Source organism: Serratia sp. BIGb0234 (assembly GCF_024809915.1).
Classification (GTDB): Bacteria; Pseudomonadota; Gammaproteobacteria; order Enterobacterales; family Enterobacteriaceae; genus Serratia; species Serratia liquefaciens.
Window position 1 is genome coordinate 471,838 of the sequence record NZ_JANUEI010000003.1, and the last position, 18,781, is coordinate 490,618.

The 18,781-nt window shown below is 57.5% G+C and carries 18 protein-coding genes; 8 read left to right on the forward strand and 10 right to left on the reverse strand.

What is annotated here, in order from left to right:
- Positions 1–105 precede the first annotated feature (105 nt).
- Both cueO and hpt read left to right on the forward strand, forming a co-directional pair.
- Positions 106–1,752 (forward strand): multicopper oxidase CueO, encoded by a 1,647-nt coding sequence (cueO, locus tag M2407_RS15030; RefSeq protein ID WP_259218526.1) that lies wholly within the window; start codon positions 106–108, stop codon positions 1,750–1,752.
- Between the two features lie 99 nt (positions 1,753–1,851).
- Entirely contained in the window at positions 1,852–2,388 is a 537-nt protein-coding gene (gene hpt, locus M2407_RS15035) for a hypoxanthine phosphoribosyltransferase (protein WP_071827054.1), read from the forward strand.
- A 36-nt stretch (positions 2,389–2,424) separates the two neighbouring features.
- Here the strand turns inward: hpt and can are convergent, their stop codons facing one another.
- Complete coding sequence (can, locus tag M2407_RS15040; protein WP_012146699.1) at positions 2,425–3,081, reverse strand: carbonate dehydratase; 657 nt, start codon at positions 3,079–3,081, stop codon at positions 2,425–2,427.
- A gap of 237 nt (positions 3,082–3,318) precedes the next feature.
- On the opposite strand from can, the gene M2407_RS15045 reads away from it, so the two are divergent.
- The 3 genes from M2407_RS15045 to M2407_RS15055 all read left to right on the forward strand — a co-directional run bounded on the left by M2407_RS15045 (position 3,319) and on the right by M2407_RS15055 (position 6,579).
- Positions 3,319–4,242: an ABC transporter ATP-binding protein gene (locus M2407_RS15045; protein WP_020828573.1), complete on the forward strand. Its 924-nt coding sequence runs from the start codon at positions 3,319–3,321 to the stop codon at positions 4,240–4,242.
- On the forward strand, positions 4,239–5,009 hold the full coding sequence (locus M2407_RS15050) for an ABC transporter permease (protein ID WP_020828572.1): 771 nt from the start codon (positions 4,239–4,241) through the stop codon (positions 5,007–5,009). Before M2407_RS15045 ends, M2407_RS15050 begins: the two co-directional genes overlap by 4 nt.
- Positions 5,010–5,298: 289 nt before the next feature.
- Entirely contained in the window at positions 5,299–6,579 is a 1,281-nt protein-coding gene (locus M2407_RS15055) for a polysaccharide deacetylase family protein (protein WP_142814450.1), read from the forward strand.
- Positions 6,580–6,618: 39 nt separating this feature from the next.
- Here the strand turns inward: M2407_RS15055 and panD are convergent, their stop codons facing one another.
- The 3 genes from panD to panB all read right to left on the reverse strand — a co-directional run bounded on the left by panD (position 6,619) and on the right by panB (position 8,808).
- A complete protein-coding gene (gene panD, locus M2407_RS15060; protein WP_037416822.1) occupies positions 6,619–6,999 on the reverse strand; it encodes an aspartate 1-decarboxylase in 381 nt (126 codons plus the stop codon).
- 135 nt (positions 7,000–7,134) lie between these two features.
- Entirely contained in the window at positions 7,135–7,989 is an 855-nt protein-coding gene (gene panC / locus M2407_RS15065; protein ID WP_259218529.1) for a pantoate--beta-alanine ligase, read from the reverse strand.
- A 24-nt stretch (positions 7,990–8,013) separates the two neighbouring features.
- On the reverse strand, positions 8,014–8,808 hold the full coding sequence (panB, locus tag M2407_RS15070; RefSeq protein WP_020828568.1) for a 3-methyl-2-oxobutanoate hydroxymethyltransferase: 795 nt from the start codon (positions 8,806–8,808) through the stop codon (positions 8,014–8,016).
- Between the two features lie 169 nt (positions 8,809–8,977).
- Here panB and qseB point away from each other — a divergent pair, with 169 nt between their 5' ends.
- Complete coding sequence (gene qseB, locus M2407_RS15075) at positions 8,978–9,640, forward strand: quorum sensing response regulator transcription factor QseB (protein WP_020828567.1); 663 nt, start codon at positions 8,978–8,980, stop codon at positions 9,638–9,640.
- Positions 9,637–10,995 (forward strand): quorum sensing histidine kinase QseC, encoded by a 1,359-nt coding sequence (gene qseC, locus M2407_RS15080; RefSeq protein ID WP_128865423.1) that lies wholly within the window; start codon positions 9,637–9,639, stop codon positions 10,993–10,995. Before qseB ends, qseC begins: the two co-directional genes overlap by 4 nt.
- A 35-nt stretch (positions 10,996–11,030) precedes the next feature.
- Here qseC and folK read toward each other — a convergent pair whose 3' ends face one another.
- The 6 genes from folK to thpR all read right to left on the reverse strand — a co-directional run bounded on the left by folK (position 11,031) and on the right by thpR (position 16,003).
- Positions 11,031–11,522, reverse strand: coding sequence for a 2-amino-4-hydroxy-6-hydroxymethyldihydropteridine diphosphokinase (folK, locus tag M2407_RS15085; protein WP_046372659.1), 492 nt, complete (start codon positions 11,520–11,522; stop codon positions 11,031–11,033).
- Positions 11,522–13,072, reverse strand: coding sequence for a polynucleotide adenylyltransferase PcnB (pcnB, locus tag M2407_RS15090; RefSeq protein WP_071844533.1), 1,551 nt, complete (start codon positions 13,070–13,072; stop codon positions 11,522–11,524). Before pcnB ends, folK begins: the two co-directional genes overlap by 1 nt.
- A 61-nt stretch (positions 13,073–13,133) precedes the next feature.
- Complete coding sequence (gene gluQRS / locus M2407_RS15095) at positions 13,134–14,045, reverse strand: tRNA glutamyl-Q(34) synthetase GluQRS (RefSeq protein WP_259218530.1); 912 nt, start codon at positions 14,043–14,045, stop codon at positions 13,134–13,136.
- A 72-nt stretch (positions 14,046–14,117) separates the two neighbouring features.
- Complete coding sequence (dksA, locus tag M2407_RS15100) at positions 14,118–14,573, reverse strand: RNA polymerase-binding protein DksA (RefSeq protein WP_020828563.1); 456 nt, start codon at positions 14,571–14,573, stop codon at positions 14,118–14,120.
- Positions 14,574–14,756: 183 nt separating this feature from the next.
- Positions 14,757–15,464, reverse strand: coding sequence for a DNA/RNA nuclease SfsA (gene sfsA / locus M2407_RS15105; RefSeq protein WP_115058047.1), 708 nt, complete (start codon positions 15,462–15,464; stop codon positions 14,757–14,759).
- Entirely contained in the window at positions 15,461–16,003 is a 543-nt protein-coding gene (gene thpR, locus M2407_RS15110) for an RNA 2',3'-cyclic phosphodiesterase (protein WP_142814452.1), read from the reverse strand. The genes sfsA and thpR overlap by 4 nt, the downstream gene beginning before the upstream one ends.
- Before the next feature lie 56 nt (positions 16,004–16,059).
- Here thpR and hrpB point away from each other — a divergent pair, with 56 nt between their 5' ends.
- The gene (gene hrpB, locus M2407_RS15115; RefSeq protein WP_259218532.1) at positions 16,060–18,522 is read left to right on the forward strand and encodes an ATP-dependent helicase HrpB; all 2,463 of its coding nucleotides are present in this window, start codon (positions 16,060–16,062) and stop codon (positions 18,520–18,522) included.
- The last annotated feature ends 259 nt before the right edge of the window (positions 18,523–18,781 follow it).

Genomic DNA, 18,781 nt, shown 5'->3' on the forward strand with positions numbered 1-18,781 from the left:
TACTCACAGGTAGCATAACCGGCAGCAAAGGCTTGACCTTCCGCTAAGGGGAGGGTTTAGGCTGACGTTTAGATGAGTTAGATCACTGAGAAAAGGGAGTCAGCGATGTTACGCCGTGATTTTATCAAACTGACCGCTGCGCTGGGCGCGGCAAGCGCTTTACCGTTGTGGAGCCGGGGCGCGTGGGCGGCTGAATTGCCGGCGTTACCGATCCCGCCACTGCTGATGCCGGACGCACAAGGGAACGTTGCTCTGGCGCTGCAAACCGGTGAGGTGAACTGGCTGCCGGGCAAGGCGACCCAAACCTGGGGTTTTAATGGCGCGTTGCTGGGGCCGGCGGTGCGCCTACAGCGTGGCAAATCGGTCACGGTGGATATCCGCAATGCGTTGCCGGAAGCCAGTACCGTTCACTGGCACGGTCTGGAAATCCCCGGTGACGTAGACGGTGGACCGCAGGCGCTGATTCAGCCAGGCGCAACGCGCCGGGTGCAGTTCACTATCGAGCAGCCTGCAGCTACCTGCTGGTTCCATCCGCACACCCACGGCAAGACCGGCCAGCAGGTGATGAAGGGCTTGGCCGGGCTGGTGCTGCTGGAAGATGACGAAAGCAGTAAGCTGCCGCTGCCGAAAACCTGGGGGCAGGATGATATTCCGGTGATCCTGCAGGACAAGCGGCTGGGTAAGGACGCGCAAATTGAATACCAACTGGACGTGATGAGTGCTGCCGTTGGTTGGTTTGGCGACCGCATGTTCACCAACGGCGCTCAGTATCCGCGCCACGTGGCCCCTCGCGGCTGGCTGCGTCTGCGTTTCCTCAATGGCTGTAATGCACGCTCGCTAAACCTGGCCGCCAGCGATAACCGTCCACTCTATGTGATTGCCAGCGACGGCGGTTTTCTGGCCGAGCCGGTCAAACTAACCGAATTGCCGATGCTGATGGGCGAACGTTTCGAAGTGCTGGTGGATGCCTCTGACGGCAAAGCTTTCGATATCGTCACGCTACCGGTCAAACAGATGGGCATGACGCTGGCACCGTTCGACCAGCCGCTGCCGGTATTGCATATCCAGCCTTCGCTGGCGCAGGGCATCAAGACGATGCCAGACAGCCTGGTGAAATTGCCAGCGCTGCCTGCGGTGACCGGCATTCAGGAGCGTTGGCTGCAGCTGATGATGAACCCGCAGTTGGATAAGCTGGGTATGCAGGCGCTGATGGATCGCTATGGCCATCAGGCCATGGCCGGCATGAGTATGGATCACGGTGGCATGGGCAAAGGCGACAGCGGTGATATGTCCGGTATGCAAGGGATGGATCACGGCAGCATGAAGGGTATGGATCACGGCAGTATGAAGGGCATGGACCACGGCAATATGAAAGGCATGGATCACGGCGCGAAGCCGTTCGATTTCAGCCATGGCAATATGATCAACGGTAAGGCCTTCGACATGACCAAGCCGATGTTTGAAGCCAAACGCGGCAAGTACGAAAAGTGGACCCTTTCCGGCGAAGGCGACATGATGCTGCACCCGTTCCATATTCACGGCACTCAATTCCGCATCCTGTCGGAAAACGGTAAACCGCCGGCGGCCCATCGCAGCGGCTGGAAAGATACGGTGCGCGTAGAGGGTTGGCGCAGTGAAGTGTTGGTGCGCTTCGATCACCTGGCCAATAGCGATCACGCCTATATGGCTCACTGTCATCTGCTGGAACACGAAGATACCGGCATGATGATGGGCTTTACGGTAGCTGACTGATCTCCTCGTTGTCTTTCAAGTGGCGGCGCACTCGCGTCGCCACCGGCTTCAGGCTATGCTAAACTCTGCGCCCTTCTTCCGGCAACTGACCTGAAAACTATGAAACACACTGTAGACGTAATGATTTCCGAGCAGGAAGTTAAGACCCGTATTGCCGAACTTGGCCGCCAGATCACCGAACATTACCGCGACAGCGGCAGTGATATGGTGCTGGTCGGGCTGCTGCGCGGCTCCTTCATGTTCATGGCTGACCTGTGTCGCACCATCGAAGTGCCGCATGAGGTCGACTTTATGACCGCTTCCAGCTACGGCAGCGGCATGTCCACGACTCGCGACGTGAAAATCCTTAAGGATTTGGATGAAGATATCCGCGGCAAAGACGTGCTGATCGTGGAAGACATCATCGACTCCGGCAATACGCTGAACAAAGTGCGTGAAATTCTGGCGCTGCGTGGGCCGAAATCCTTGGCGATTTGCACCCTGTTGGACAAGCCTGAACGCCGTGAAGTGGAAGTGCCGGTTGAGTACGTCGGTTTCTCAATCCCGGACGAATTCGTGGTGGGTTACGGCATTGACTACGCTCAGCGCTACCGCCATTTGCCGTACGTCGGCAAAGTGGTGCTGCTGGACGAGTAAACTGCTGTGGGCGCGGCATGCCGCGCCCTATGAGCTTTAGATGCCTTTATCCTGTTGCAGCGTGGCCATGGCTTTGCGATAGCCCATTTCCAGGCTTTCACGGCTGGTCGCAGCCACTTCCAAATCGCGCAGGCGGCCGTCCTGGATCCCGTACACCCAACCGTGAATCATCACTTTCTGGCCGCGTTTCCATGCTGATTGCATGATGGTGGAATGGCCCAGGTTGTAGACCTGCTCAATAACGTTGATTTCACACAGCACGTCGAGACGTTGTTCCGGTTCCAGTTCACCCAGCAGTGAGCTGTGTTTGTACCACAGGTCGCGAATGTGCAGCAGCCAGTTATTGATCAGCCCCAGTTCCGGGTTCTCGACCGCCGCTTCCACGCCGCCGCAGCCCAGGTGACCGCAGATAATAATATGCTCGACTTCCAACACGTCAACGGCGTATTGCACCACCGACAGGCAGTTTAAATCGGTGTGGATCACCAGGTTCGCCACGTTACGGTGAACAAACAGTTCACCCGGCTCCAATCCGGTCAGTCTTTCCGCCGGTACGCGGCTATCAGAACAACCTATCCATAAAAAACGGGGCTTTTGCGCCTGTGCTAAGCGTTCAAAAAAGTTTGGGTCTTCCTTGCTGATGTTAGCTGACCAGGTGTGGTTATTGGCGATAAGCTTTTCGATCTCTTTCATGGCGGTTATAGGCCTGTAACGAACAGATTGCGTTGGGGTAATATAGGACAAGCGTCACAATTTGGATATCGGAACAGTGGCGCCGGGCGATATTCGGCCACTTTTTATTCAATATGGCGGGATGGAACCTGAATATACCGCACGGATTTGCCTCAGTGAAAACGCTGCTGATGATAAGATCATCTTCATTACAAAAACGCAGCAGCATACTCATCGTCACAAGGTACTTTTTAACTTATGAATTATGCACTGGAATTAGCGCAGTTAACCAAGACTTACGCCGGTGGCGTCAAGGCGTTGCGCGGGATCGATCTCAATGTCGAAGCGGGGGATTTCTACGCCCTGCTGGGGCCGAACGGCGCCGGAAAATCCACGACCATCGGCATCATCAGTTCGTTGGTTAACAAAACCTCCGGCAGCGTACGGGTGTTCGGCTACGACATCGACAAAGACATCGTTAACGCCAAGCGTCAGCTCGGGCTGGTACCGCAGGAGTTCAACTTTAACCCGTTCGAAACCGTGATGCAGATTGTGGTCAATCAGGCGGGCTACTATGGCGTGACCCGCCGCGAAGCCTTGGCTCGTGCGGAAAAATACCTGACTCAGCTGGATTTGTGGGGCAAGCGCGAAGAACGCGCTCGCATGTTGTCCGGCGGCATGAAGCGCCGCTTGATGATCGCCCGGGCCTTGATGCATCAGCCAAAACTGCTGATCCTCGATGAACCGACTGCCGGGGTGGATATCGAGCTGCGTCGCTCGATGTGGGGCTTCCTGAAAGAGCTTAACGCCCAGGGCACCACCATTATTCTCACCACTCACTATCTGGAAGAAGCAGAAATGCTGTGCCGCAATATCGGCATTATCCAGAACGGTGATCTGGTGGAGAACACCTCGATGAAAGGCCTGCTGGCCAAGCTGAAGTCCGAAACCTTTATCCTCGATCTGGCGGCGAAAAGCCCGCTGCCGAAGCTGGACGGCTACCGTCATCGCCTGACGGACACCTCGACGCTGGAGGTGGAAGTGATGCGCGAGCAGGGCCTGAACGGCCTGTTTACCCAACTTAGCGCACAGGGCGTCCAGGTCCTGAGCATGCGTAACAAGGCCAACCGGCTGGAAGAGCTGTTTGTCACCCTGGTTAACGGTAATGGAGAAAAAGCATGACGCGTTTGTATTGGGTGGCTTTGCAGAGCATTTGGGCTAAAGAGATCAACCGATTTGCCCGTATCTGGATCCAGACCCTGGTGCCGCCGGTGATCACCATGACGCTGTATTTCATCATCTTCGGCAACCTGATTGGTTCACGTATCGGCGAAATGCACGGTTTCGATTACATGCAGTTTATCGTTCCCGGCCTGATCATGATGGCGGTGATCACCAACTCGTACGCCAACGTGGCCTCGTCGTTCTTCAGCGCCAAATTCCAGCGCAATATCGAAGAACTGCTGGTGGCTCCTGTGCCGACGCACGTGGTGATTGCCGGTTACGTCGGCGGCGGCGTGGCGCGAGGTATCTGCGTCGGCGTGTTGGTGACCGTGATCTCGCTGTTCTTTGTGCCGCTGCAGGTGCATGCCTGGTGGGTGATTGTGGTCACGCTGCTACTGACGGCGATCTTGTTCTCGTTGGCGGGCCTGATTAACGCGGTGTTTGCCACCACCTTTGACGATATCAGCCTGATCCCGACCTTCGTGCTGACGCCGTTGACCTACCTGGGCGGGGTATTCTACTCGCTGACGCTGTTGCCGCCGTTCTGGCAGGCGGTGTCCAAGCTGAACCCGATCGTCTACATGATCAGCGGTTTCCGCTACGGTTTCCTGGGTATCAGCGATGTACCGTTGGCGTTCACCATGGCAGTGCTGGTGGCGTTTATCGCGGTGTTCTATCTGCTGGTCTGGTTCCTGATCGAGCGCGGCCGCGGTTTGCGCACCTGATAGTATGGCGTCCCCGGGCAGACGTACGGGGACGCGTTTATCAATCTGCGGCAGGCATCCCGTAAATCAATAAAATTGCTCGAATAACCCCTTTCTCCCCGCTGTTCAAATCGTGCTATGCTGACGCTCCACATTTTCTCCATTTTGTTATATACCCTATGAATTTCAAGTTGCAGCCAGGCGGCCAGCTCACTCATCCTCAGGTAAATCATGAGATGATCGAGTGCAGGTAACAACGCTGCAGTCTGAAATACGACGGGTATTACGTACTCGTAAGTAGAATATAACCATGCGGTCTACACACAAGATAGCGGCTGGAGTACTCGGCATCCTGTTGTCGTTTGCTTCCCCGGCCAGCCTGGCAAGTTTGTTGTCGGAAGACAGCGCCGTTAAATCCGAATATATGGAAGCGCAGCGCGACAGCGAGGTTTATTCGCTGATTGGCGAACACGTTATTCCGGTCGGCGAAGTGAAGCAGGGGCAACTGATTCAGGTGTTCCCGGCGGATGCGGAGTATTACGAGTTCAAATTCGGTCACGGCACCGGGTTTATCGATAAAGACGATGTGCGCGATCTTAAAAAATCGCGCAAGGTGAAGGACGATCTTGGCGAACTGAATAAGCCGCTGACCAACCAGAACCTGATCACTCAAAAGGCGATCAACGTCTATACCGATGCGGATAACACCAGTGATGTGTTTGGCGTGCTGGAAGAGAATCTGCGCTACCCGATTATCGGCAAGCTGAAGGATCGGCTCAACAATACCTGGTATGAGATCAACATTGGCGATCGTTTGGGTTATGTCAGTGAGCTGGACTGCGAGATCGACACCGGTATTCCGGTGCTGACCTACCATCACCTGCTGAAAAACGAAGAGAACAAGCGTTTCCGCCATACCTCGACCACCACTTCCGACGTGGCGTTCAGCAATCAGATGACCTACCTGAAGCAGGCGGGCTACGACACGATTTCCCTGTATCAGTTGGAAGCCTATCTGAACAACCAGATCAACCTGCCCGGCAAGGCCGTGGTGCTGACGTTCGATGACGGGCTGAAATCGGTCTACCGTTACGCTTACCCGGTATTGAAGAATTACGGCTTCCGCGCCACGGCGTTTATTATATCTTCACGCATCAAGCGCCACCCGCAAAAGTGGAATCCTGATTCGCTGCAGTTTATGAGCATTTCCGAACTGAAGCAGATCCAGGACGTGTTCGACGTGCAGTCGCATACGCATTTCCTGCATCGTACCGACGGCAATCGTCAGCCGATCCTGCTGAGCCGTTCGCTGCACAACATAGAATTCGATTTTGAGCACTCGCGCCGCGCGCTGTCGCAGTTTAATCCGCATGTGCTGTATGTGTCATATCCGTTTGGCGGCTATAACCAACGGGCGATACAGGCGGCGAAGGATGCCGGTTTCCATATGGCGGTGACCACGGTGCAGGGCAAAGTGAAGCCGGGGGACAACCCCTATACGCTGAAGCGGTTGTACATTCTGCGTACCGACTCGATTCAGACCATGGCGGACAGAATCGCCAACAAGCCGGGAACGCTGGTGGTGCAGTAATCAGGAAGAAACGGGCGCCGACGGCGCCCGTTGTGACTTTTAGGCGACCTGAACCGGCACGGCTTTCGCCTTGCGCTGCAGGTTATTGTCGCCTTCGAAGTAGGCCACTTTCGGATGGTGTTGACGGGCATCGGCATCGCTCATCTGCACGTAAGAACAGATGATCAGCTTGTCGCCGACGCAGGCGCAACGCGCTGCCGCCCCGTTGACCGAAATAATGCGCGAGCCGCGTTCGGCGGCGATGGCATAGGTTGAGAAACGCTGACCGTTATCAACGTTATAAATATCGATAGCTTCATATTCCAGAATGCCTGCGGCCTCCAGGAAGTCCTGATCGATGGCGCAGGAACCTTCATAGTGCAAGTCGGCCTGAGTCACTTTCACCCGATGCAGCTTGCCTTGCAGCATAGTACGTATCATAACTTTACCTAACTGAGTATCCGCCTTCACAGGCGATTGAGGTTGAACATCCATCCGGCGTTTATCGTCACCGATAAGTCCCTCCATGTCTACTTTCAGAGGGGCTGTAACAGTGACGACTGCACAAAAAGTAGCTTACAGCGTCAGATCAACCTGCTGGTTGTCAATCAAGCGCGCCTTGCCGAGCCAGGCGGCCATCAGCACCACTGCCCGTTGGCTTTCCACGCCCAGCGGTTGCAGGCTGTCGGCGTCACGGATAAACAGTTCGTCCGGTGTGAAACCAGCGCTGCGCAACTGAGCGGCGGTGTGTTCCAGCAACTCGTCGACATGGCGTTCGCCGTTGCTGAGCTGTTCTGCCAGCGCATTCATGATCTTGCTGAGTTGAGGGGCGATTTTACGCTCTTCGGCGGTCAGGTAGCCGTTGCGTGAACTGAGCGCCAGGCCATCCTTAGCGCGTACGGTAGGCACGCCGACGATGTCGATGTCGTAACCCATGTCCGCCACCATTTTGCGGATCAACGCCAGTTGCTGATAATCCTTCTCGCCAAAACAGGCCAGATCCGGTTGCACCAGGTTGAACAGCTTGCTGACAATGGTCGCGACGCCGCGGAAGTGGCCCGGACGGCTGGCCCCTTCCAATATGGAGGACAGGCCAGGTACGTCGACATAGGTTTGTTGCTCCAGCCCCTGCGGGTAGATATCGGCCGGCGCGGGTGCGAACACCAATTCTACGCCGCGACGGGTCAGCTTCTCGCTGTCCTCTTGCAGGGTGCGCGGGTAGCGAGCCAAATCGTCAGGGCGTTCGAACTGCATCGGGTTGACAAAAATACTGACCACCACGACATCGGCACGTGCACGTGCTTCATCGACCAGCGTCATATGGCCTTCGTGCAGGTTGCCCATGGTCGGCACCAGCGCGATGCGTTTACCCTCTTGACACCAGCGGCGGATCTGCTGACGCAACAGAGGCAGGGTTTCGATAATTACCATTCCATAACTCCTAACGCAGTCACTTTAGTTGAATGAGTGCTCTTCAGCGGGGTAAATTCCTTGCTCCACGTCCTGAATATAGTGTTGCACCGCCGAGCGGATATCGCCGCTTTGCGCCAGGAAGTTTTTAGCGAATTTAGGCGTGTGGCCGCCGGTGATGCCGAACGCGTCGTGCATCACCAGGATTTGGCCATCGGTGGCATTGCCGGCCCCGATGCCAATCACCGGAATGGTCAGTTCTTCGGTGATCTTACGCGCCAATTCGGTTGGCACGCATTCCAGCACCAGAAGCTGCATGCCGGCCAGCTCCAGATTTTTGGCATCTTCCAGCAGTTGCTTGGCGGCAAGCTCATCACGGCCTTGCACTTTGTAGCCGCCAAACACGTTAACGGATTGCGGTGTCAGGCCAAGGTGGCCGCACACCGGCACGGCACGTTCGGTCAGCATTTTCACCGTTTCGCACAGCCAGCTGCCGCCTTCCAGCTTCACCATGTTAGCGCCGGCCTGCATCAGCTCGGCGGCATTGGCACAGGCCGATTGCGGCGTGGCGTAACTCATAAAAGGCATATCGGCCAGCAACAGACAGGCTGGGGCGCCGCGGCGGACGGCGCGAGTATGATAGGCAACGTCGGCGACGGTGACCGGCAGCGTGGAGTCGTGGCCCTGCAGCGTCATCCCCAGCGAGTCGCCTACCAGCAACACTTTAACGCCTTGCTCTTCAAACAGTTTGGCAAAGCTGGCATCGTAGGCGGTGAGGGAAGCAAATTTGCGTTGTTCCTGCTTCCACTGGCGCAAATGGGTCACGGTGGTGGGTTTCATCACTACGTCTCCTGAATAGGGCCGAGCGGTATGCACAGGGCCCTGGCTGCAAAAAAGTGCTGTCATTCTACTGTAACCCTAACGGGGTGGGTAGCGCAGATCATCATGCTTAAGAGCTTCTTAAGAACCTTGTGGTGTAATGGGCGGCAATGGCTAAAAAAGGACGCACATGCGAATTTTGCTGATAGAAGATGACAAGTTAATTGGCGACGGCATCAAGGCCGGCTTGACCAAACTCGGCTTTAATCTGGACTGGTTTACCGATGGTCTGGTGGGGAAAAACGCGCTGGAAAGCGCGCCTTACGACGCGGTTATTCTCGATCTCAGCCTGCCGGGTCTCGACGGTTTGGATCTGCTGCGACAGTGGCGGCAGGCTGGCCATGACGTGCCGGTGCTGATCCTCACCGCGCGTGATGCGTTGGAGCAGCGGGTCAGCGGCTTGCAGAGCGGCGCTGACGATTACCTGTGCAAGCCTTTTGCCCTGGCGGAAGTTGCGGCTCGCCTGCAGGCGTTGATCCGTCGTCGCCACGGCCAACTGATGCCGCAGTTGGTGCATGGCAATGTGGTATTTGACGCCGCCACCCGCAGCGTGAGCTGTAACGGTGAACCGGTCACGCTGACACCGCGCGAGCTGGCGGTGCTGGAACTGTTTCTGCACAACAAGGGGCGGGTGCTGGCGCGGCCGCTGATCCAGGAAAAATTGTACAACTGGGACGATGAGGTCAGCAGCAACGCGGTAGAAGTGCATATTCACCACCTGCGACGCAAGTTGGGCAATAGTTTTATCCGCACCATTCACGGCGTGGGTTATACCCTGGGGGATGTGCCGTGAAACATCTTAGTCTGCGGTTGCGGCTGATCCTGATCTTCAGCCTGTTGGCATTATTGACCTGGTGCTCCGCCAGTTTGGTGGCGTGGATGATGACGCGCAACAACATCAACGAAGTGTTCGATACCCAACAGATGTTGTTCGCCAAACGCCTGGCGACCGCCAATCTGGGGGATCTTTTGGCCGACGAAAATGCACGCAGCCTGCCGAAAACCAAGAAGCTGGTGCATCACGGTAAACGCGGCGAGCAGGACGACGACGCGCTGGCGTTCGCCATTTTCGACCGTAACGGCAAGATGTTGCTCAATGATGGCGAGAACGGGGCGGATTTCCTGTTTGATGGCGAGCGAGAAGGCTTTACCGATGGTGAACGCAAAGGTGATGACGACAGTTGGCGCCTGCTGTGGCTGACCAGCCCGGACGGGCGTTATCGCATCGTCGTGGGGCAGGAGTGGGACTATCGACGCGATATGGCGTTGGGCATGGTGACCGGGCAACTGGTGCCCTGGCTGGTGACGCTGCCGATCCTGATGCTGCTGATTGCCTTGATGGTCGGGCGAGAACTGAAGCCATTGCGCACGGTCGCCGCTGGACTGCGCAAGCGCGCTCCGGATGACGCCACACCGCTGGACGCGCGCCAGGTACCTACCGAAGTGCGCCCACTGGTGGATGCGCTTAACGCGCTGTTTGCCCGCATTAATGCGCTATTGGTGCGTGAGCGGCGCTTTACCTCCGATGCGGCCCATGAGCTGCGCAGCCCGCTGGCGGCGCTGCGGGTGCAGACGGAAGTGGTGCAACTGGCGGGTGATGATGAACAGATGCGCGAGCATGCGCTGGAAAACCTGACGGTGAGTATCGATCGCGCAACCCGGCTGGTGGATCAGCTGCTGACGCTTTCGCGGCTGGATTCACTGTCTGATCTGGCCGAACTGGAAGCGGTCGACTGGGGGCAACTGGTGCCGATGACCCTGGCCGAACAGGATCGTCATGCCCATGCCGCAGGTGTCACGCTGCGCTATGAACAGCAGGGCACACCACCGCCGTTACAGGGGCAAGCGCTGCTGCTGTCGCTGCTGGTGCGCAATCTGGTGGATAACGCAGTGCGTTACACACCGGCAGGCGGCACCGTTACGGTGAAGCTTACAGAGCGGATGCTGAGGGTCGAAGACGATGGTCCGGGCGTGACGGAGGAACACCTGACAAGGCTGGGGGAACGTTTTTATCGCCCACCAGGACAGGAACAAACCGGCAGCGGGCTGGGATTATCCATAGTGCAGCGTATCGCCAGTTTGCACGGTCTGCGCGTCAGCTTTGCCAATCGGCCGGAAGGGGGATTTGTCGCGCAGGTGGTGCTGTGAGGGCGCCGTATATGAACTGCGCCCGACGCTGGCGTTTACTTGGGTTTATGCCACAGTTCCATGCCGTTTTCCGGCACGCGCTTCAGGCAACTGGTCAGCGACTCGCCGTCCGGGAAAATCAGGTCAGGGGCGATTTCCGCCAGCGGGTAGAGCATGAACTCGCGTTCTTTCAGGCCGTAATGCGGCACCGTCAGGCGATCGGTATGAATAACCTGATCGCCGTACAGCATGATGTCTAAATCGAGGGTGCGTGGGCCCCAGCGCTCATCTTTGCGCACGCGGCCCTGATTGCGTTCTATCGCCTGGGTATGATCCAGCAGCTGTTCCGCGGGTAGCAAGGTATCCAGCGCCACCACCGCATTGAGAAAGTCCGGCTGGTTTTGCGGCCCCAGCGGCTTGGTGCGGTAAAACGAAGAACAAAGGATCAACCGGGTGCGCGGGAGATGCTCGAGCGCTTCCAGTGCGGCCTTGACCTGTTGCAACGGGTGCGCCAGGTTACTGCCCAGCGCGATATAAACGCGGATCATTATTCCCCTTCTTTACGCGGCGTCCGACGGCGAGGGCGGCGTTGACGTGTGCGGCGCGGCGCCGGATCGTCACCCAAGGTACTCAACATGTTCTTTTGGCGCGCCGGGGTGGCTTCCTGGAACTCGCCCCACCATTCGGTCAGACGCAACATCTCCTGGTTTTCTTCCACTTCGGCACGCAGCGCCAGCAGATCGTAAGCGGCGCGGAATTTCGGGTGTTCCATCAGCTTGTGCGCGCGCTTGCCCTGGCGGCGAGACAGACGGAGCTGCAACTGCCAGATATCGCGAACCAGCGTGGTAATGCGTTTCGGGATCGCCAATGAACGGCATTGCTCGTCCAGCACGTCATTCATCGCCAGTGCGAAGGCGTCGTAGTACGCCAGACCGCTTTCCTGCGCCAGTTTCTGCGCATGTTCCAGCAGCGGATACCAAAGCATAGCAGCAAACAGGAATGCCGGATTGACGCGCATGTCGTTTTGCAGACGGTAGTCGGTGTTCTTCAGCACCTGAACCAGAATACGCTCCATTGGCGTGTCATGGGTCGGGGTGAAGTGACGTGCGATCTGCGGGAACAACGGCTGGAACAGCTGGTATTCACACAGCTTCAGATAGGTTGGGTAACCGTAGCCTGCCTGCAGCAGTTTCAGCGACTCTTCAAACAGGCGTGCCGGTGGGATCTCATGCAGCAGCGAGGCCAGACGCGGGATCGGCTCGGCGGTTTCGTCACTGATGGTCATGTCCAGCTTGGCGGCAAAGCGCACTGCACGCAGCATGCGTACCGGGTCTTCGCGGTAGCGGGTTTCCGGATCGCCGATCAGACGAATCACGCCCTGCTTCAGGTCGCGCAGGCCGTCGACGTAATCACGCAGGGTGAAGTCCGCCACGCCGTAATACAGGCTGTTGATGGTGAAGTCGCGACGCTGAGCATCTTCTTCGATCGAACCGAAGATGTTGTCGCGCAGCAGCATGCCGTTTTGGGCCTGCTGGGAAGAGTTCTTGTCAGAATCCGGCGTTTGCTGTTCGTGGTGGCCACGGAAGGTGGCAACCTCGATGATTTCCGGCCCGAACATCACGTGCGCCAGGCGGAAACGGCGGCCCACCAGGCGGCAGTTACGGAACAGCTTGCGCACTTGCTCCGGCGTGGCGTTGGTGGTGATGTCGAAATCTTTCGGTTTTTTGCCCAGCAGCAGGTCACGTACACCGCCGCCGACCAGATAAGCTTCGAAGCCGGATTTATTCAGGCGGTACAGCACCTTCAGCGCGTTCTCACTGATGTCTTTACGTGAGATGGAGTGCTGATCGCGGGGGATAACGGTCATTGGGCCGGTTCCCTCTGCGGCAGGAAAAGGTGGGCGTTTACGCGGTGCCTGCCGGCGGGCAGGAGTATCTCTGCCGCGATCGGCGGAACGTTGCTGCGGCGCAGACGGCTTCGCAGCCACCGCGCTTTCTTCGCGGACTACGTTTGTATCGCTGACCGGCGCATCGTCACGCGGCAGCTTGTCATCGCGGGTTAGCACCTTACGGCAGAAATTGGCTACTCGGGTAAAAATGGTACACCTCGATAGTGTCTGAAAAAAATGGCGCTAACAAAAAATAGCGGCTAATCATAGCTCACCATGGCTCTTTTGAGAATGCTGATGTGTTTTCGTCCAGGGGAATAGCCTCCTGACGCGGCACATCATCCAGCTTCCAGTGTGCGATCGCCCAGCTCAATAATAACGGCAGGTCAAGATCTTGCCAGCTTTCCGGCACCGGTTGGCGCAGAAACTTCAGTGCGGCAACCAGCACCGGGCGCGGATCGCCTGTGGGCAGCGCGGGCGCATGGTTTTGCTTCGACAATTTGATGCCGTTGGCACCCAGCGCCAACGGCAGATGAACATAGGCGGGCACCGGCGCCTGTAACTGACGGTACAACGCAATCTGACGCACGGTAGGTTCGATCAGATCGGCGCCGCGCACGATTTCGGTCACGCCCTGAAAATGGTCATCAACCACCACCGCCAGGTTATAAGCGAACAGCCCATCGCGTCGACGGATAATAAAGTCTTCCCGCGCCAACGCCGGATCGGCCTGCAATTCACCCTGCAGGCGATCGTGAAAGGCATAAACCGGGCTGGATTGGCGCAAACGGATGGCGGCGCCCTGCGGGCCGAGATTCAAAGCACGGCAATGACCATCATAAAGACCGCCAATCTGCTGGATACGACTGCGGGTGCAGTTGCAGAAATAGCTCAGTCCCTGCTGATGCAGGTGTTCCAGAGTGGCGCGGTAAGCTTCGTGACGTTGGGATTGATAGATGACCTGGCCGTCCCAGTGGAGACCATAGTGTTCCAGAGCGGATAAGATACGATCGGCCGCACCGGCGACTTCGCGCGGGGGATCGATATCTTCAATGCGAACCAGCCATTGCCCGTGTTGGGCACGAGCCTGGAGGTAGCTTCCCAGAGCGGCAATCAGCGAACCAAAATGCAGATCCCCGGAAGGCGATGGGGCAAAGCGCCCCACATAATGTCTTTCTTGCATATCAGAGGGGAAACTTTCCCTTTTCTCTGTGCGGCGCACACTGACGCGCACGCCGCAGCGATAACAACTGTATTAGCCGGCCATCTGCTTTTCGCGGATTTCGGCCAGAGTCTTGCAGTCGATGCACAAATCGGCAGTCGGACGCGCTTCGAGGCGACGAATGCCAATCTCCACGCCGCAGGATTCGCAGTAGCCGAAATCTTCGTCTTCTACTTTTCGCAGCGTTTTCTCGATCTTTTTGATCAGTTTGCGTTCGCGATCGCGGTTACGCAGTTCAAGGCTGAATTCTTCTTCCTGAGTGGCACGGTCGGCCGGGTCAGGGAAGTTTGCTGCCTCATCCTGCATATGCGATACAGTACGGTCCACTTCATCCCTGAGCTGGTTGCGCCATGCTTCAAGAATGCGCTTGAAATGCGACAACTGGGCGTCGTTCATGTACTCTTCGCCCGGCTTCTCTTGGTACGGCTCCACCCCAGCGATGGCGAGAATGCTCAAGGACGAGGTTTTACGGGTTTGCCCTTCTTGCATGTTGCTTCTCCTACATACACACGCACTATCGAATCCCCAATGCGGGGGAAAAACAGGCCGCTATAAATACCAGATGGGGAGTAGGTTGGCAATTATTCCTGTCGCCTGCTTGACAATGGTGTGAAGGAAGGCGTATTTGGCGATGCGATAACCGGTAGTCGGATTATTTGTACCCGGTCAGCGCTAATCGATAAAAAACGGTAACTTATCGCAGAGAGATATACCGTCAGGTGATAATTTAGCCCCATAACAAACCACTTCTACGCCCAACTGCTGAACCTGTGCCAACAGTGCCGCATAACGCTCATCTATATGATGTGCCGGTGCGACCTGCTCAATACCGCTATGTAACACAGCAAAGAACAATACCGCCCGTTGCCCGTTTTCAACCACGCTTTGCAACTCACGCAAGTGTTTCTGTCCTCTGAGCGTTACCGCATCAGGAAAGTAACCACGTTGTTGTTGCAGTAATGTGACTGACTTAACTTCAATATAGCAGTTGGCTCGATTTTCTGCCTGTAATAACAAATCGATACGGCTATTTTCACTGCCATATTTTACTTCGCTGCTGATTTTACTGTAACCGGATAATTCATTGATTAGATTCTGTTCGATTGCCTCGCGTACCAGCCCATTGGCACGCAGGGTATTTACGCAGATCCAATCCCCCTGTTGGGTATGCGTCAGTTCCCAGCTGTGGGCGTATTTGCGTTTGGCATTATCCGAGGTGGAGTACCAAACGGTGTCGCCGGGAGTCGCACAGCCGGTCATGGCCCCGGTATTGGCGCAGTGCAGCGTGAAGGTTTCCCCTTCTGGCGTGACGACGTCCGCCAGAAAGCGTTTGTAACGTTTAATCAGCGTGGCATGGCGCAGGGGGGGCGTAAAAATCATGGGGTGTCCTGAGGGGCTAAGGGCCATTGTTCAAGCATCTGATAACGCGTGCGGCCGTTTTCAAAAACTGACTGGTATAAGGCGAATTCGTTGGCGCTGAAGTGCCAGCCCGGCGTTGCGGGCGGTATGGCGACCGGCTGGGTCGCGGAGCGCAGCAGGGTGATATGCGGATGAAACGGCATTGGGCTTTGGTAGCAGCCGCTGCGCGCCGCCTGCGAGCGCAGCAATTCCGCCAGTTGCAACAGCCCACGTGGTGCGCGCCGGGTGCCAAGCCAAACGACGCCGGGACGCTGCCAGTGACCGAGATCATCGAGCACCATGCTGAAACCGGGCTGACTGATGCGACCGGCCAGTTTTTTCAACGCCGTTTCTTTCTGCGCCGTGACGTCGCCGAGAAAGGCCAGCGTCAGGTGCAAATTGGCGGCCGCGACCGGCCGACCGGCTTCCGGCGTAAAGGCATCGGCACGCCAGCGGATCACCTGCTGCTGCAGCGCATCAGGCAAGGTCAGGGCGAAAAACAGGCGGCGCGAACTGGACATAGATACCCGGCAAGTAAATGAAACGCAGAGTCTAATGCTACAATGTGCGCCGTCTAATGTTAACCACTACGGAGAGTTCTGTGTCTTCACTGCCCGTCAGCGCGGTTCTTGATGAATTGCTTACTGCGCTGCAATCCGCTCCGCAGGTTCTGCTGCATGCGCCGACCGGCGCCGGTAAATCGACCTGGCTGCCATTGCAGATCCTGGCTAAAGCCGGATTGCCTGGCCGCATTATCATGCTCGAACCCCGGCGGTTGGCGGCGAAGAACGTGGCGTACCGGTTGGCGCAGCAGTTAGGGGAAGAGCCCGGTCAGACCGTGGGCTACCGCATGCGCGCCGAAAGCAAAAGCGGGCCGGAGACCAAGCTGCTGGTGGTGACCGAAGGCATTCTCACCCGCATGCTGCAGCAGGATGCCGAGCTGCAGGGCGTTTCACTGGTGATCCTCGACGAATTCCACGAGCGCAGCCTGCAGGCCGATTTGGCGTTGGCGCTGCTGTTGGACGTACAACAAGGGCTGCGCGACGATCTGAAACTGCTGATCATGTCGGCGACGCTGGATAATGCCCGTTTGGCGCAGCTGTTGCCACAGGCACCGGCGGTGGTATCTGCCGGGCGCAGCTTCCCGGTAGAGCGCCAGTATCAGCCCCTGGCCAGCCACCAACGGCTGGAGGACGGCGTGGCGGCGGCGGTGAAGCGCCTGCTGTCTGAGCAAACGGGATCGCTGCTGCTGTTCCTGCCCGGCGTGGCAGAAATCAACCGGGTGCTGGAGCGGTTGAACGGTGAAGTGGCGGCCGATACCGAGCTGTGCCCACTGTACGGCGCTTTACCGCTGGCGCAGCAGCAGAAGGCGATTCAACCGGCGCCGACCGGGCGCCGCAAGGTGGTGCTGGCGACCAATATTGCCGAAACCAGTCTGACCATCGAAGGTATTCGGTTGGTGGTGGACAGTGGCTTGGAACGCGTTGCGCGTTATGACGTGCGCAATGGTCTGACGCGGCTGGTGACTCAGCGAGTCAGCCAGGCGTCGATGATCCAGCGTGCAGGCCGCGCCGGGCGTCTGGAACCGGGCATCTGCTGGCATCTGTTTGCCAAAGAGCAGGCTGAACGGGCGGCAGAGCACGCCGAGCCGGAAATCCTGCAAAGCGATCTCGCCGGTTTTTGGCTGGAACTGCTGCAATGGGGTTGCCATGACGTCGGGCAACTGACCTGGCTCGACCGTCCGCCGGAAACGGCGCTGACCGCTGCAAAAAGGCTATTGCAGCAGCTTGGCGCCACCGATGACGCCGATAAGCTCACGGCGCGGGGCCGACAAATGGCTGTTCTGGGCTGTGAGCCGCGTTTGGCGGCGATGCTGACCCACGGCGCAGAACTGGGGGCGGATGGGTTGGCGACGGCCGCTGCTTTGGCTGCGTTGCTGGAGGAACCCCCGCGCGGTGGGCAAATGGATATCGGCTACTGGCTGAGTCGTCCGCAGCCAAATTGGCAGCGCCGCGCCACACAGCTAGCTCGCCGTCTGCAGGTGAAAGCGGGGCGGATCGATGTCGAACTGGCACCGCGGCTGCTGGCATTGGCGTTTACCGATCGCATTGCCCAACGACGGGGGCAGGATGGCCGCTATCTGCTGGCCAATGGCATGGGCGCGGCGATGAATCAGGATGAAGCATTGTCACGTGCCCCCTGGCTTATCGTGCCAAGCCTGCTACAGGGGCACAACAGCCCCGATGCGCGTATCCTGCTCGCGTTGCCGGTGGAAATTGATGCACTGGCGGCGCAGTTGCCGGCGATGGTTTCCCAGCAAACGGCGGTGGAATGGGATGAAGAAAAGGGCACTTTACGTGCCTGGAAACGCCAGCAAATTGGTCGTCTGACGCTGCGTGCTCAACCGTTGGCCAAGCCGGCGGACGAAGAGCTGCAGCAGGCATTGATTAACTGGGTTCGCGCTCAGGGCATAGCGGTACTCAACTGGGATACCGCCGCCGAACAGCTGCGGCTGCGCTTGCAGTGTGCGCAAAACTGGTTGCCGGAGGCCGCCTGGCCGCCGGTCGACGATGAGTCGCTGTTGGCCTCGCTGGAGCAGTGGTTATTGCCGTCGCTCGGTGGCGTGCGGGACATGCGCGGATTAAAACAGGTGAATATCGCCGAGGCTTTGGCGCGGTTGCTTAACTGGCAGCAAAAACAGCGGCTGGATAATGCGCTACCCACTCATTACACTGTGCCGACCGGCAGCCGCTTGCCCATCCGTTATGATGCCGGAAAACCTCCGGCGCTGGCGGTGCGTTTACAGGAAGTGTTCGGTGAACAGCGCAGCCCGATGTTGGCCGAAGGTCGCATCCCGGTGGTGCTTGAGTTACTCTCACCGGCGCACCGGCCGTTGCAAATTACCGGCGATCTGGCGGCGTTCTGGCAGGGGGCTTACCGGGAAGTGCAAAAAGAGATGAAAGGGCGCTACCCGAAACACGTGTGGCCGGACGATCCGGCGAATACCGCCCCGACGCGGCGCACGAAAAAATATCAGTAGCCTCGTCATATTTGACGCCGCATCTGTGTTGGCTGTGTTCACTTACCCGAATCACTTACTAGAGTAAGCTCATCGGGATAAGCTCTCTCATCGCGTTACTCGGCAGAGCCTCGCCCCGTTGGGGCCAGCGCAAGCGCTGTTCAACAAAACCGTTGGTTTTGTTGTGATGCAACGCCAATTATTTAGAAGAAGAATTCAGATGTTTCTTCTGTTCAGCGGTCTGGCGCCGCGACAGATTAAGCGACTCATAATGGCCGGC

Bases quoted from the DNA above. Each gene is read 5' to 3' on its own strand.
- thpR (WP_142814452.1), bottom strand. From the start codon at position 16,003: ATGTCCAGTTCGCGCCGCCTGTTTTTCGCCCTGACCTTGCCTGATGCG.
- can (WP_012146699.1), bottom strand. From the start codon at position 3,081: ATGAAAGAGATCGAAAAGCTTATCGCCAATAACCACACCTGGTCAGCT.
- M2407_RS15050 (WP_020828572.1), top strand. From the start codon at position 4,239: ATGACGCGTTTGTATTGGGTGGCTTTGCAGAGCATTTGGGCTAAAGAG.
- sfsA (WP_115058047.1), bottom strand. From the start codon at position 15,464: ATGATTTTTACGCCCCCCCTGCGCCATGCCACGCTGATTAAACGTTAC.
- folK (WP_046372659.1), bottom strand. From the start codon at position 11,522: ATGATCCGCGTTTATATCGCGCTGGGCAGTAACCTGGCGCACCCGTTG.
- M2407_RS15045 (WP_020828573.1), top strand. From the start codon at position 3,319: ATGAATTATGCACTGGAATTAGCGCAGTTAACCAAGACTTACGCCGGT.
- hpt (WP_071827054.1), top strand. From the start codon at position 1,852: ATGAAACACACTGTAGACGTAATGATTTCCGAGCAGGAAGTTAAGACC.
- panD (WP_037416822.1), bottom strand. From the start codon at position 6,999: ATGATACGTACTATGCTGCAAGGCAAGCTGCATCGGGTGAAAGTGACT.
- panB (WP_020828568.1), bottom strand. From the start codon at position 8,808: ATGAAACCCACCACCGTGACCCATTTGCGCCAGTGGAAGCAGGAACAA.
- qseB (WP_020828567.1), top strand. From the start codon at position 8,978: ATGCGAATTTTGCTGATAGAAGATGACAAGTTAATTGGCGACGGCATC.
- gluQRS (WP_259218530.1), bottom strand. From the start codon at position 14,045: ATGCAAGAAAGACATTATGTGGGGCGCTTTGCCCCATCGCCTTCCGGG.
- panC (WP_259218529.1), bottom strand. From the start codon at position 7,989: ATGGTAATTATCGAAACCCTGCCTCTGTTGCGTCAGCAGATCCGCCGC.
- dksA (WP_020828563.1), bottom strand. From the start codon at position 14,573: ATGCAAGAAGGGCAAACCCGTAAAACCTCGTCCTTGAGCATTCTCGCC.
- M2407_RS15055 (WP_142814450.1), top strand. From the start codon at position 5,299: ATGCGGTCTACACACAAGATAGCGGCTGGAGTACTCGGCATCCTGTTG.
- cueO (WP_259218526.1), top strand. From the start codon at position 106: ATGTTACGCCGTGATTTTATCAAACTGACCGCTGCGCTGGGCGCGGCA.
- hrpB (WP_259218532.1), top strand. From the start codon at position 16,060: ATGTTAACCACTACGGAGAGTTCTGTGTCTTCACTGCCCGTCAGCGCG.